This is a genomic window from Roseateles sp. (assembly GCF_036486225.1).
Lineage (GTDB): Bacteria > Pseudomonadota > Gammaproteobacteria > Burkholderiales > Burkholderiaceae_C > Roseateles.
Genome location: NZ_DASVNZ010000216.1, coordinates 15,825 through 30,007, shown reverse-complemented (window position 1 = coordinate 30,007; position 14,183 = coordinate 15,825). Strand labels below are relative to the sequence as shown.

Below are 14,183 nucleotides of genomic sequence, written 5' to 3'. Positions count from 1 at the left end.
GGCCGAATTCAATCGCACCGGCGCGGCCTCAGCGCTGCTGTCGAAGGAGACCTTCACCACGCGTCAGAAGTTCGAGATGCTGCCGCGGGTGGTGCCCTTCGTGCTGCTGCTGATCGGCGTCATGGTGGCGCTGTACGGCGGCTTCGCGACACCGTCGGAGACGGCGGGTCTGGGCGCGCTGCTGGCGCTGGGATTGATCGCGGTGATCTACGGCGTGTGGCGGCCGCGGGACGTGGCGCCCATCCTCACGTCGACCTTGAAGGAGTCGACCATGCTGATGTTCATCATCGGCATGTCGCTGCTGTTCTCGTACGTGATGAGCTACCTGCACATCAGCCAGGCGGTGGCGGAGTGGATCGTCGGCATGCACCTGTCCAAGTGGGTGCTGCTGGCGGCAGTGCTGCTGATGGTCATCCTGCTGGGGTTCTTCCTGCCGCCGGTGAGCATCATCTTGATGACGGCGCCGATCATCCTGCCGCCGCTGAAGGCGGCGGGGTTCGATCTGATCTGGTTCGGGATCCTGATGACGATCGTGATGGAGACGGGGCTGATTCACCCGCCGGTGGGGTTGAACATCTTCGTGATCAAGAACATCGCGCCGGATATCGACCTGAGGGACATCATTTGGGGAGTGTTGCCGTTTGTCGTCCTCATGCTGCTGGCGGTGCTGTTGATCTGCATCTTCCCGGGGATCGCGACGGGGTTGCCGGATTTGGTGATGGGGAAGGTGGTGGTACCGCACTGATACCGGCTACCCGCGCAAACGTTCCAGCAGGCGATCGATGACGTGGAGTTGGGGGCGATATAACACCGCGGCAAGACCTGCCCCCGCCGACTATGCCGAATGGCATTGCGCAGCGAGACGGGCAAATATGATGAAGGTCTCGCTAGCGACTTGCACCTGGGCCGACGTGCTTTACAGGATCGACAGTGGAGGCCAACTGAGCGGACGGATTTTTCGAGAGTGAGCCAATTCTTGAGGCTAGCTTGTGCTGACGAGCGGTGACATGCCAGGCATTTACCAGGTTGGATCTACTAGATTCGATTCGTCCGCCAGGATTCGCGCGTGGGATGCGATCTTGTCGATGCGCACGCCGGCCCGAATGGTGGGGTCCGCCGTGCGCGTCAAGTTCATTGCCACCAAACGCAGTGTTCTGGCATCAAAGCATGGTGCACCGGTCGACCCGCTCGGGGTGTCGATGCGGTAGGTAAGGGGATCGATTGATTCCACGACGCCAACGGACATGCGCAGCGCCAGTCCGCGCGCGAAACTGCAAATCACAAGGGGCATATCCTGCGATATACGCACGCTTGGGATCTGAAGCCAGCGCCGAATGCCGGCTGATGACTCGGTCACCGCGCCGCCAACAGGTTGTGCTCCAGGCGCCGCGTCGGCACGCAAGAGCACGAAAGGAGGAAACTGACTGCCCATCCTCATAGGAACCTCTGCAAGGCATGGGAAAACAGAGCCGTTACTGATGGCCACACCACTTTTGCTTGCACGATAGTCGAATCGAAACGAGATCGGGCGGCGAAGTTCGCCGTTCGCGTTAACGACAATCCTGCGTGCCGTCAATATCAAGTCAGCTGCCACCAGAAAGCCAGTTCCGTGCGGAACACCATCGATCTCAACGATGCAGGTCGCACGGTCAATTTGCGCGAGTCTTTGCATCCAATCGCTGCGTAGAAAGAAGTCACTCGTGCGGCCGATCTCCTGCTGCAGCGCATCGACGAGGGATGCATCTCCGGTGAGTGTCGAAAGACCCAGTGCCGACGCAGCCGCTGCCATCTGATGGCTGTCCGGTTTTGCATCGACCAAGGCGGCAGCCAGATGCAGAATCCATTGGCCGTCCGCAGCGGCATTGACGATCACCAACGCCGTGTCGCGCAGAGTGGCGGTCAACGAATAGGCATCGATTACGCGATCAAGACGTCGGCGCAAGATGGCGCGCAGCTCTTCTAGCGTGCAAGTGGATTCGATCGCGTCAACCAACGCCATCCGGTGTTCACTGGGCACCACTTCCGGAACAACCGTCGCGTCACGCGATGACACCAAAGAGTCTCTTCTGAAGGTGAGTTCACCAACGCCTACCTCTTCGGCCATGACCCCTTGCAATGCAGACTCGATAGCAGCCCGTGCACCGTCGAGCGGGCCGAGGGCAAGCGCTTCCAGTACACATGATTTGAGCTGGGCCGATGTTGCCTCGACGACGTACGCACTCCAAGAGTCTGTGATCGAACCGACAAGTGGGACGGCCGAGTGTCTGGCAAAAGCACCCGGCTCAAGGCCATTCTGCTGTGAGTGGCTAATGTCCGCTCGTGCTAACGAGAAACCGAGGTGCCGCATTCGTGCATCGGATGCTCGTGGAACGCCGACCGCCCTGGTGACAGCGAGCAATCTCGTATCGACGAATATTCCGGGCGCCGCGCCAGCCCAGTAGGCCGTCGTGCGCGATCGGGCCAGGGTTGACGCGCTAAGACCGACAACAAGCTGATTTAGTTCATGCTCGTTGCTGCGGAACAGCTCTTCTTGGCCCAGCATCTCCGTTACGAAGGCGAACATCGCTCTTGACGCGATACGGTCGATCGATTTTGTTGCCGACTGGTTGACCCACTCCAGTCTTGCCAGGGCAATCTTCCCGTACTTCGAGGCGCCAGCTTGGATGATCACCTCGCCCAATGCGAGAGCGATTCGCGTGGCTGCTTCCATATTAGGAGCGGAGTGAGCTCGCGCAAATGCGCCATCGAGATGACTGACCGCTTCGTCGTGACGACCCAGGGCCAGCCAAGCCCTTGCTTGCAGAATCAAGGCTGGGCTCCCGATCGTTCGTTCAACGCGTTCTGCAAGAACGTCAAGAGCGCTCTGAGGGTCACCGCCCGCAAGCAGATCACGAGCCTGCCGCGACGCTATCACCTCCCAGTCTTCGAGCCGTGAAGCTCGCCTGGCTTCGGCGTCTACGGGCACATCGAGCATGGCGGCGAGAAACGCGCGCCGTCTTGGATCGAACTCCGCAGCGGCGCCTTGCAGCCCGGAGCGAATGCCGCGCTTCCAGCGCGCTGCAATTTGCTCGAGTGGGTCATCAAGCCACAGGCGATGATAGATTTCTTCGGCACGCTCGGTATCGCCGTCCATCGTTTCGTAGAACGCGACAGCGCGAGCGTGAATGGTCCGCGCCTTCTTGGGGTCATCTCGGTGCAACGCATCCAACATCAGCGAGCGAAGATCCTGGCGATGCCGGAGTGATCCGTCGGTTTCCATGCGAACGAGCGAGACTTCACGCCGTAGTTCCTGGAATAGTCTTTCCGCATCGCCGATGTCGCGCACGACCACATCGCAGGGCTCTGCCAGAACTGTCTGAATGGAATCAGGCGTGATACGCCGCAGCAGCAGTCCAGGATGTGCGAGCTTGCGGACTTCGGGATCGTGGATGTGCTTGAGAACTCGGTGGTAGAGCTGGCGCTGGACGTACTCGTTGCTCAGGCGCTTGCCGAAACCTTCGTTAAGGTCGATTGATTCGAGAGCGCTCGATCCCTGCTCTAGCTTCGCCACATCGGCTGCAAGCTTCAGCGTTAGAGGACTACCACCAAATAGGCGAAAGATGCGCTTCGCAAGCGGTTCACTCTCAACTCCCTTCGCCCGCAGATATCCAACGGCAGACGGCTCATCAAATGTTTGCAGCGTCATTGAGACAATGGATGGCTGTTCGACCTCTGACCTACCCGCGATGACGATACGCAAGGCCGGAATCTGTGCTCTCAGTTCAGTGAGAAGCCTCCAGATCTCGTTGACGGCATGTTCGCCGCGATATTGAACTTCCTCAAATGTGTCCAACACCAGAAGGATGGGCCGTGTGCCCCCAGCGAGGCCACGGATGACCTGGACCGCGTCGCGCACGGCTGCAACGCGAATGCGCTCTAGTGGAGCGGGTGTCGCCCCGGACCGCGCGTCGCGTTCCGCGAGTTGGAGTAGCCAACCCTGGCGAAGGAGCTCGCATTTGCCCCGAACCTCCGGGTATTCGATGCCGAGCTGCCGGACGGTTTCGGTCAACAAGGTGAGCGGCTCGTCTGCAACGAGATCGGGCCGATCAAAGTCGAGGTAAGCAAACGGAAAACGATCTACCTCGTGCGCTTGCGCGTGTTCTAGGAGAAATCTTGCAACCAATGTGGACTTGCCTACACCTCCTGGTCCGGAGATCACAAGCGCCACCTTTGGAGATCGCCTGAGTAAATAGGTCTGCGAGACGGTCCCCACCAAGTCGACGAATCGGCGCCCGCTGTCCGCCAAGGTCTGGGGTTGCACCACATCTGCAAACGAACGAAGCTGATTCAATTCGCTGGTGCGGCCCCTGAAGTTGTCGCCAGCAATGTGATCGAACGGCTGCAGTAGCGTACGCCAATCGATCCAGCTCGAGATCTCAACAGTGGTCGGAGAAATGCCGATGATGCCAGCGGCTTGTAGCCAGTTTGCGACTTCAAGGAATGCCTTCAGGTCGAGCAGCGAGGCGTTCCGAATGGGGATCTCCTTGCCGGACAGGCCAAACGTTAGTGCAGTTTGCGTCGCCTCGGCCGGCCGGTCCGGATTTGCTGCCAATGCATGGCGCACCGTGCCGGTCTGACGAAGTGCTCTCAAGCGCGCCACACGACGCGTTGGCCGCAACGCCCATCGCCTGATGCCCTCGGCATCCGTGATTGGAGTTGAGGCCAGAAGCAGCTGATCCATCAGATCCTTGCGGGTCTTCTCGTCGCTCGGAATCGTCCCCAGAGGGGTCAGCGATTGGGGCTCGAACCATGCTAGAACAGCTGCTGCATCCTCATAACCATTCGCGGGAAGTGCGACCGACACGGGCGTTGGCGATGCGCTGTTGGCAATGCGTCGTTCGACAAGCTCGGCCAAGCGAGCGATATCGATCGCATCGGGTGCAGAGTCATCCGGAGATTCGTTGGTCATGGAAACTCTCACGGATGATGGTCGTTGGACAGCCCCTCTTCGAGGGCGCCGTTGCTGCCAGCGGTGATTGTTTCAGCCAAGAACATGAGCTCTTTTCGGGTGCGCCGCCCCAACTCTTCCAGATAATCTTCTAGATCGGGGTCGAGGCCGCCAAGCGTATTGGCGGCCGCGTTGACGATCAACTCGTCGTTTGCGACGATCTGTCGTTGGCTTAGTGCGCGCCTGAAGAATTTGATCACCTCTGCGGCGCTGACTCTTCGTTCCACGGGGTCTTCCTCGACGTGCGGATGAACCTGCGGGGAGAGGGTGTCGCGAAAGCCTAGAAGCATGAGGCGGAACTGCGGCAGGGTTACCCGAATGCGATCGGCCAACTGTTTGATCAGGTCGATCGTTTCCTGTGAAAGCGCGACCTTGTTGAACTCGTCGACAACGAGCCACATCTGTCTTGGGTCGGTCTTCGCCCGCGCCTCGAGGCCATCGCAGAAATCGAGATTCCAGCGGGACCATTGGGCGTCCGAAGGTGGGTCTGGCACGAGAGTGGTGCTGTAGCCAAGAAGTCGAACGAGCCTTTTTGCAAGATCGATCGGCGCGATGTCGTTCCTGGGTCCGACATGGTCCTTGAACGCGCGCAGGTCGATCCAGATGAACTCGAAGGTTCCGAGTTGCTGGCTCAGTGCAGAGATGAACTGCACCGTCAGGCTCTTGCCGGTTTTCGTTCCAGTCAACGCCTCTGTCGCGCAAGGCAGCAGATCGCGGACTACCAATATCCTCTTCGCGTTGTGCGCGCTCATCGCCTTCAAGACAGCCCGAAGCCGCGAACGATTGACCATGATGTAGTCACCCGTTAGGCAGCACATCTCGTAAGGGTCGAAAGTGATCGGCAGTGACGCGTTGGTTAGATCCAATCGGATCGCGGCAAGGCGTTTGTCGTTGGGTCGCGATTCTGCTGCTAGGAAAACCATCTCGCCGAGCCATAACTCGAGCTCTGCGGCTTTCACCGTGGCAAGAATGTCCTGCACCTGAGTGTTGCCTCGCACTCTGTATCGCTCCGGATTGCGATTCAAGCCTCGAATCAGATCAGCGAAGGTCTCGCCAAATGCTGCGAATAGAGCCTCTTGAAGCTCCAGTTGCTGCCGGTCGGAGAGTCTGACGTAGGCCATGTCTGCCGCTCACGACAGGAATTTCAGCTTGCCGCGCTTTTCGAGCAAGTGAACGATGGATGAGACGAGAATTCCTTGGTTGTAGCGTGACGGTTGGCCCGGTGCAGAGTACTTGGGGTCGCCGCTGTGGTGTAGCGCGACCCAGTGCCAGTTGCTGCTGAAACAAGGCGAGCCTGAAGAGCCGGGCAGCGTATTCGTTGAGTACCGCAGCCGAGACCCATTGCCAAACACGCCCTCGATGGCCTCCGTGTCCATGGCTACCTGCATCGGTTTTCCGTCGGCGTGCTGGACGATGAAGAGGGCCTTCTCACCATTGAAGTCCGGAACATCGGTCGCGGGCGGAACCTTAATCCACCCGCGGCGACTGGTCGCGTTTGTGCCTGCGCCAAGAAGCACATCGCCTGGCGCACCTGCAACTGCCAATAAGGCGTAATCGAGTTCTTCGGGTGAAGCCTCTCCGGTGGGATTCGCAGTCAGGTCAAATTGGCTGTAGGGGCTCGAGTCGATCAGCCAATCTTCGGCCAAGTGATAGACGGTTCCCGCGTCGACGGATAAGCCGTCAGGTTTCACCTTGTAGTCGAAGCGAAGAGCGACGTCTGCTCGTCTCCATTTGGAGGCAATCAGTGGCTCGACGACATGGTAATTTGTGATCACAACGCCGGGCGCCACCAGGAAGCCAGTACCTCTGGGACTTCCCGGCGGACACTCCACGCGGCAAATGCATGCTTCGACCTCGCCTAACCGAGAGCGCCAGACCGCAACATCCATCATGCTGTTGCCGGCGCGCACAATCTTTTCGAAGGAGGCCGGTTCGATGCGCTGTCCATTTCCGTCGATTGGCACTGGCGATAGATCAAACTCTTCAGCGAACGCGGCCAGTGCGGGATCTCTTGGCCGCGCCTGTCGGGCCGCAGCCAACAGTTCCCGCCACCAATTCTCCTGGCTCGCAATTTGGACAACAGCCGTCACGGCTTCCGGAAAGGCCGCATTCATCGCGTGGAAGCGGATGAATTTCTGATTGAGGCCCGACAACAGATCCGTCATTGCACTTGGCGTGCCGAATGCTGCCTCTAGGACACTGCGCATTTCCAGCACTGCTGCTGGTTGCAGATGATCTCCTACGTCTACTCGCGGCCAGGGCAGGGACTTGGTTGCCACAAGAGAATCTCCACGAGAGTTGAATCGCCAAGCGACGTCTCATCATGCACTGTCAGCGGCAATTCCGCCTCATATCGTTTGTCGATGCGCTGTCAGGGAGCGCGATGGAGCGGGCCCGAACATAGGATGCTCAACCGACCAGAGCAAGACCGGCGGATGTCCCATGCGATGAGCTTCGGGGGCGCCGCGTGCTGGGTACTGCGCCTCTGTCGAATCGGAGGTGAGGTGCCTCTCAACTTTACAAACTTCGCAAGCCTGCCTCCATCCCTTCGCAATCCATCGCAACTTCATCGTTGCCCCCTGGCCCATCCGCTGCGAACATTGTGAACTTGCCAATTTCACAACCTGCAATGGACTGGCCTTCAGCGCTGTCGAGCGCTTCTTCGACGGAGATGCTTCGCAGCGAGCTGGTGCTGCCGCGTCACGCGAACCACTACGGGACCCTCTTCGGCCCTGAGGCGCTCTCCTGGCTCGGCCAGAACGCCCACATGGTCGCGACGCGCTTCTGCCACCAGGACATCGTCATGGTGGCCGTGAAGGACGTGCAGTTCCTCGCCCCGGTCCCCGTGGGCTCCGTCCTCCACATTCATTCCGGCGTGACCCGCGTCGGCGGCACCTCGATGACCGTCGAGGTCCACGCCCGCATCGACAATGCGGCCCCTTCCGACGTCCTCCGCGCCACCTTCGAGATGGTCGCCGTCGCCGCCGGCAAGCCTTGCCGAATCACCCCTCGCACGCCGTCCGAGCCGCAGCCGCTAACCTCGACTGCATCGGGCCTCTGAGCCATTCCCCTTTTCGAATACCCCCTCCAGGAGACATCCCCATGAGCGACACCACGACCGCGAACGCGGCAGCCGCCCCCGCCTTCAAGCCCAAGAAGTCCGTCGCCCTGTCCGGCGTCGCCGCCGGCACCACCGCCCTGTGCACCGTCGGCCGCACCGGCAACGACCTGCACTACCGCGGCTACGACATCCTCGAACTCGCCGAACGCTGCGAGTTCGAAGAAATCGCCCACCTGCTCGTCCACGGCAAGCTCCCCAACGTCGCCGAACTGCGCGCCTACAAGGACAAGCTCAAGGCCCTGCGCGGCCTGCCCGCCGCCGTCATGGACGCGCTCGAAACCCTGCCCGCCGCCGCCCACCCCATGGACGTGATGCGCACCGGCGTCTCCGCCCTCGGCTGCTCGCTCCCCGAGAAGGACGACCACAACCTGCCCGGCGCACGCGACATCGCCGACCGGCTGATGGCATCGCTGGGTTCGATGCTGCTGTACTGGTACCACTTCGCCTGCAACGGCCGCCGCATCGAGGTCGAGACCGACGACGACTCCATCGGCGCCCACTTCCTGCACCTGCTCCACGGCAAGCCGCCCACCAAGAGCTGGGAACGCGCGATGCACACCTCGCTGATCCTCTACGCGGAGCACGAGTTCAACGCCTCCACCTTCACCGCCCGCGTCATCGCCGGCACCGGCTCCGACATGCACTCGGCCATCGCCGGCGCCATCGGCGCCCTGCGCGGCCCCAAGCACGGCGGCGCCAACGAGGTCGCCTTCGAGATCCAGAAGCGCTACGACACCCCCGACGAAGCCGAGGCCGACATCCGCCGCCGCGTCGAGGCCAAGGAAGTCGTCATCGGCTTCGGCCACCCCGTCTACACCGTCTCCGACCCCCGCAACGAGGTCATCAAGAAGGTCGCCCACCACCTGTCCCAGGACGCCGGCTCGACCAAGATGTACGACATCGCCGAACGCCTCGAACGCACCATGTGGGACGCCAAGAAGATGTTCCCCAACCTGGACTGGTTCAGCGCCGTCAGCTATCACATGATGGGCGTGCCCACCGCCATGTTCACCCCGCTGTTCGTCATCGCCCGCACCAGCGGCTGGTCCGCCCACGTGGTCGAGCAGCGCCAGGACAACAAGATCATCCGACCCAGCGCCGTCTACACCGGCCCGGAAGACCAGGTCTTCGTCCCGCTGGCACAGCGCCCTTGAGGTGACCCCGATCCCGTCGACAGCGATGACCGCATGAGAGAAGTTTCAGAGATGCCAGCCACGACGCCCGCACCCACCATCGCCTCCGCAATCCCGCTCAACGAGACCTGGCGCAAGCCGCTGGCCGGCACCGCGCTCGACTGGTTCGACGCGCGCGCCGCCGTCGAGGCGCTGCGCCCCGGCGCGTGGGAACGCATGTCCTACACCGCCCGCGTCCACGCCGAGAACCTGGTGCGCCGCTGCGAACCCGCCGCGCTCGACGACTGCCTGCTGCAGCTCGCCGACGGCAAGGCCGATCGCGACTTCCCCTGGTACCCGGCGCGCGTGGTCTGCCACGACATCCTCGGCCAGACCGCGCTCGTGGACCTGGCCGGCCTGCGCGACGCGATCGCCGACCAGGGCGGCGATCCCGCCAAGGTGAACCCGGTCGTGCCGGTGCAGCTGATCGTCGACCACTCGCTGGCCGTCGAGTGCGGCGGCTTCGATCCTCAAGCCTTCGAGAAGAACCGCGCGATCGAGGACCGCCGCAACGAGGACCGCTTCCACTTCATCGAGTGGTGCCGCACGGCGTTCCGCAACGTCGACGTGATCCCGCCGGGGAACGGGATCATGCATCAGATCAATCTGGAGCGGATGTCGCCCGTCGTGCACGTGGACCGCGGCGTCGCCTATCCCGACACCTGCGTCGGCACCGACAGCCACACGCCCCACGTCGACGCGCTCGGCGTGATCGCCGTCGGCGTCGGCGGGCTGGAAGCGGAGAACGTGATGCTCGGCCGCGCCTCGTGGATGCGCCTGCCCGACATCGTCGGCGTCGAGCTCACCGGCCGCCGCCAACCCGGCATCACCGCCACCGACCTGGTGCTCGCGCTCACCGAGTTCCTGCGCAAGGAAAAGGTCGTCGGCGCCTACCTGGAGTTCTACGGCGAAGGCGTCTCCGGCCTCACGCTCGGCGACCGCGCCACCATCTCCAACATGGCGCCCGAATACGGCGCCACCGCCGCGCTCTTCGCCATCGACGAGCAGACGCTCACCTACCTGCGCCTGACCGGGCGCGAGGAAGCGCAGGTCCAGCTCGTCGAGACCTACGCGAAGGCAGCAGGACTCTGGTCCGGTGAAGGCAACACGCTGTCCGGCGTCGTCTACCCGCGCGTGCTGAAGTTCGACCTGGCCAGCGTCGTGCGCAACATGGCCGGTCCGTCGAACCCGCATCGCCGCCTGCCGACCTCCGCGCTGACCGAGCGCGGCATCGCCGGCCCGTGGACCGAAGAACCCGGCCGCATGCCCGACGGCGCCGTGATCATCGCGGCCATCACCAGCTGCACGAACACGAGCAACCCGCGCAACGTCATCGCCGCCGCGCTGCTCGCGCGCAACGCGCGTCGCCTGGGCCTGACGCGCAAGCCGTGGGTGAAGACCTCGCTGGCGCCCGGCTCGCGCGCGGTCACGCTGTACCTCGAAGAAGCCGGCCTGCTCGGCGACCTGGAGGCGCTGGGCTTCGGCGTCGTCGCCTATGCCTGCACCTCCTGCAACGGCATGTCCGGCGCGCTGGATCCCGCCATCGATCGCGAGATCGTCGAGCGCGACCTCTACGCCACCGCCGTGCTCTCGGGCAACCGCAACTTCGACGGCCGCATCCACCCGCGCGCCAAGCAGGCCTTCCTGGCCTCGCCGCCGCTGGTGGTCGCCTACGCGATCGCGGGCACCATCCGCTTCGACATCGAACGCGACGTGCTCGGCGTCGTCGAGGGCCGCGAGATCCGCCTGAAGGACCTCTGGCCCGAGGACGACGAGATCGACGCGCTGGTGCGCGCGAGTGTGAAGCCCGAGCAGTTCCGCAAGGTCTACGAGCCGATGTTCGCGATCACCGCGGCCTCGGCCACCCAGACCGAGCCGCTGTACGACTGGCGCGCGCAGTCGACCTACATCCGCCGTCCGCCGTATTGGGAAGGCGCGCTGGCCGGCGAACGCACGCTGCGCGGCATGCGCGCGCTGGCCGTGCTGCCGGACAACATCACCACCGACCACCTGTCGCCTTCCAACGCGATCATGATGGATTCGGCCGCCGGCGAGTACCTCGCCAAGATGGGCCTGCCGGAGGAGGACTTCAACTCCTACGCCACCCACCGCGGCGACCACCTGACCGCGCAGCGCGCCACCTTCGCGAACCCGACGCTGAAGAACGAGATGGTCCGCGAGGCCGACGGCACCGTGGTCGCCGGCTCGCTCGCGCGCCTGGAGCCCGAGGGCCAGGTCATGCGCATGTGGGAAGCGATCGAGACCTACATGGAGCGCCGCCAGCCGCTGATCATCATCGCCGGCGCGGACTACGGGCAGGGCTCGTCGCGCGACTGGGCGGCGAAGGGCGTGCGCCTGGCCGGTGTGGAAGCGATCGTCGCCGAAGGCTTCGAGCGCATCCACCGCACCAACCTGATCGGCATGGGCGTGCTGCCGCTGGAGTTCATGCCGGGCACGACGCGCCTGACGTTGGGACTGGATGGCTCCGAGACCTACGACGTGTCCGGCGCGCTGTCGCCGCGCGCGACGCTGACGGTCATCGTCAACCGCCGCAACGGCGAGCGCATCGAAGTGCCGGTGCGTTGCCGCCTCGACACCGCTGAAGAGGTCGAGGTCTACCAGGCCGGCGGCGTGCTGCAGCGCTTCGCGCAGGACTTCCTGGCCGCGGCCGAAGCGGCCTGAGGCCGCGCGGCGCTCCACGGCACATCGCGAACATCGGGAATAACGACGGAAGCAGTCATGAGTTTTCTCCCTCAAGTGAAGATCCCCGCGACCTACCTGCGGGGCGGTACGAGCAAGGGCGTGTTCTTCCGCCTGGAAGATCTGCCCGAGGCCGCGCGCGTGCCCGGCGCCGCGCGCGACCGGCTGCTGATGCGCGTCATCGGCAGCCCCGATCCCTACGGCAAGCAGATCGACGGCATGGGCGGCGCGACGTCGAGCACCAGCAAGACGGTGATCATTTCGCGCAGCACGCAGCCAGGGCATGACGTCGACTACCTGTTCGGTCAGGTGGCGATCGACACCGCGCTGGTCGACTGGTCCGGCAACTGCGGCAACCTGTCGGCGGCGGTCGGACCGTTTGCGATCCAGGCGGGCTTCATCGACGCGGCCACCCTGCCGCGCGACGGCATCGCCACCGTGCGCATCTGGCAGGCCAACATCGGCAAGACCATCGTCGCCAAGGTGCCGATGCGCGACGGCCAGGTGCAGGAGAGCGGCGACTTCGAGCTCGACGGCGTGACCTTCCCGGCGGCGGAGGTCGAGCTGGCCTTCCTCGATCCGGGCAATGACGACGCCGATGGCGACGACGCCGGCGGCGCGCTGTTCCCGACCGGGAACGTCGTGGACGTGCTGACGATGCCGGAGGACCTCGTGCCCGGCGGCCGGCTGCGCGCGACGCTGATCAACGCGGGCATTCCGGCGGTCTTCGTCGATGCGAAGGACCTGGGCTACTCGGGCACCGAGCTGCAGGACGCGATCAACGGCGACGCCGCGGCGCTGAAGCGCCTCGAAGCGATCCGCGCGCACGCCGCGCTGCACATGGGCCTGATCAAGACGCTGGACGAGGCGAAGACCCGGCAGCACACGCCGAAGCTGGCCTTCGTCGCGCCGCCGTCGAGCTATCGCTCGTCGGCCGGCAAGACCGTCGAGGCCGGCGACATCGACGTGCTGGTGCGCGCGATGTCCATGGGCAAACTGCACCACGCGATGATGGGCACGGCGGCGGTGGCCATCGGCACCGCGGCCGCGATCCCCGGCACGCTGGTGTGCGAGGCCGCGGGCGGCAAGGCGCTGCCGGCGGTGCGCTTCGGCCACCCCTCGGGCACGTTGCGCGTCGGCGCGGAAGCGGTCCAGGAAGGTGGTCAGTGGCGCGTGACTCAGGCGGTGATGAGCCGCAGCGCGCGCATCCTGATGGAAGGCACCGTGCGCGTGCCCGCCGAGGCGCTGTGATCGGCGCCGGTTGATCCCGACCATCGACTCCGTATCGAATTCGACTTCAGACATTCAAAGAGAACTGACATGACATCGACCCGCAAGACGCTGCGCGCGCTGGTGAACGAACGCCGTGGCGTGCTGGTGCCGGGCGCCTTCAACGCGCTGTCGGCCAAGGTGATCGAGGACCTCGGCTTCGAGGCGATCTACGTGACCGGCGCCGGCGTGACCAACATGTGGTTCGGCCTGCCGGACCAGGGCTTCATGGGCCTGTCCGAGATCGCCGACCACACCGCGCGCATCCGCGACGCGGTGAACCTGCCGCTGATCGTCGACGCCGACACCGGCTTCGGCAATGCGCTGAACGTGCGTCACACCGTGCGCGTGCTGGAACGCGCCGGCGCGGACTGCATCCAGCTCGAAGACCAGGTGGCGCCCAAGCGCTGCGGTCACTTCACCGGCAAGGAGGTCATCTCCACCGAGGAAGCGGTGAGCAAGATCAAGGCGGCGGTGGACGCGCGGCGTGATCCGGATTTCCTGATCATGGCCCGCACGGACGCCTGCGCGACGCAGGGCTTCGAGGCCGCGATCGAACGCGCGCAGCGCTTCGCCGAAGCCGGCGCGGACATCCTGTTCGTCGAGGCGGTGACCAAGGCGGAAGAGATCCGCGCGCTGCCGCAGCGCCTGGCTACGCCGCAGCTGATGAACATGGTCATCGGCGGCAAGACGCCGATCACCGATGCGAGCGAGCTGCAGCAGATGGGCTACGGCGTTGTGCTGTACGCCAATGCGGCATTGCAAGGCGCGGTGGCCGGGATGCAGAAGGCGCTGGGCGTGCTCAAGACGCAGCGCCGCATCGACGAGGATCCCAACCTGGTGATCCCGTTCGCCGAACGCCAACGCCTGGTGAACAAGCCGGAGTGGGACGCGCTGGAGAAGAAGTACACCTGAGCCCCTCTTGCTCCCTCTC

Annotated in this window: 9 protein-coding genes; 6 read left to right on the top strand and 3 right to left on the bottom strand. The window is 63.8% G+C overall.

Annotated elements, in window-relative coordinates; all coding sequences use genetic code 11:
* Window positions 1–745: TRAP transporter large permease subunit (locus tag VF536_RS15000; protein WP_331615669.1), on the top strand; the 745-nt coding region annotated here is incomplete at its 5' end.
* A gap of 273 nt (window positions 746–1,018) precedes the next feature.
* Here VF536_RS15000 and VF536_RS14995 read toward each other — a convergent pair.
* Genes VF536_RS14995 through VF536_RS14985 form a run of 3 tightly spaced genes read right to left on the bottom strand, consistent with a single transcriptional unit; the run spans window position 1,019 to window position 7,266 of the window.
* A complete protein-coding gene (locus tag VF536_RS14995; RefSeq protein ID WP_331615668.1) occupies window positions 1,019–4,948 on the bottom strand; it encodes a hypothetical protein in 3,930 nt (1,309 codons plus the stop codon).
* Window positions 4,949–4,956: 8 nt separating this feature from the next.
* Entirely contained in the window at window positions 4,957–6,108 is a 1,152-nt protein-coding gene (locus VF536_RS14990) for a hypothetical protein (protein WP_331615667.1), read from the bottom strand.
* A 9-nt stretch (window positions 6,109–6,117) separates the two neighbouring features.
* Complete coding sequence (locus VF536_RS14985; protein WP_331615666.1) at window positions 6,118–7,266, bottom strand: trypsin-like peptidase domain-containing protein; 1,149 nt, start codon at window positions 7,264–7,266, stop codon at window positions 6,118–6,120.
* A 350-nt stretch (window positions 7,267–7,616) separates the two neighbouring features.
* Here VF536_RS14985 and VF536_RS14980 point away from each other — a divergent pair, with 350 nt between their 5' ends.
* The 5 genes from VF536_RS14980 (at window position 7,617) to VF536_RS14960 (ending at window position 14,164) form a co-directional block, all read left to right on the top strand.
* On the top strand, window positions 7,617–8,048 hold the full coding sequence (locus tag VF536_RS14980) for an acyl-CoA thioesterase (RefSeq protein ID WP_331615665.1): 432 nt from the start codon (window positions 7,617–7,619) through the stop codon (window positions 8,046–8,048).
* Window positions 8,049–8,089: 41 nt separating this feature from the next.
* Entirely contained in the window at window positions 8,090–9,262 is a 1,173-nt protein-coding gene (gene prpC, locus VF536_RS14975) for a bifunctional 2-methylcitrate synthase/citrate synthase (protein WP_331615664.1), read from the top strand.
* Between the two features lie 51 nt (window positions 9,263–9,313).
* Window positions 9,314–11,962, top strand: coding sequence for a Fe/S-dependent 2-methylisocitrate dehydratase AcnD (gene acnD, locus VF536_RS14970; protein WP_331615663.1), 2,649 nt, complete (start codon window positions 9,314–9,316; stop codon window positions 11,960–11,962).
* A gap of 57 nt (window positions 11,963–12,019) precedes the next feature.
* Entirely contained in the window at window positions 12,020–13,231 is a 1,212-nt protein-coding gene (gene prpF / locus VF536_RS14965) for a 2-methylaconitate cis-trans isomerase PrpF (RefSeq protein ID WP_331615662.1), read from the top strand.
* A 69-nt stretch (window positions 13,232–13,300) separates the two neighbouring features.
* Complete coding sequence (locus VF536_RS14960; RefSeq protein WP_331615661.1) at window positions 13,301–14,164, top strand: isocitrate lyase/PEP mutase family protein; 864 nt, start codon at window positions 13,301–13,303, stop codon at window positions 14,162–14,164.
* Window positions 14,165–14,183 lie beyond the last annotated feature (19 nt).

Bases quoted from the DNA above. Each gene is read 5' to 3' on its own strand.
- prpC (WP_331615664.1), top strand. From the start codon at position 8,090: ATGAGCGACACCACGACCGCGAACGCGGCAGCCGCCCCCGCCTTCAAG.
- VF536_RS14995 (WP_331615668.1), bottom strand. From the start codon at position 4,948: ATGACCAACGAATCTCCGGATGACTCTGCACCCGATGCGATCGATATC.
- VF536_RS14990 (WP_331615667.1), bottom strand. From the start codon at position 6,108: ATGGCCTACGTCAGACTCTCCGACCGGCAGCAACTGGAGCTTCAAGAG.
- VF536_RS14980 (WP_331615665.1), top strand. From the start codon at position 7,617: ATGGACTGGCCTTCAGCGCTGTCGAGCGCTTCTTCGACGGAGATGCTT.
- acnD (WP_331615663.1), top strand. From the start codon at position 9,314: ATGCCAGCCACGACGCCCGCACCCACCATCGCCTCCGCAATCCCGCTC.
- prpF (WP_331615662.1), top strand. From the start codon at position 12,020: ATGAGTTTTCTCCCTCAAGTGAAGATCCCCGCGACCTACCTGCGGGGC.
- VF536_RS14960 (WP_331615661.1), top strand. From the start codon at position 13,301: ATGACATCGACCCGCAAGACGCTGCGCGCGCTGGTGAACGAACGCCGT.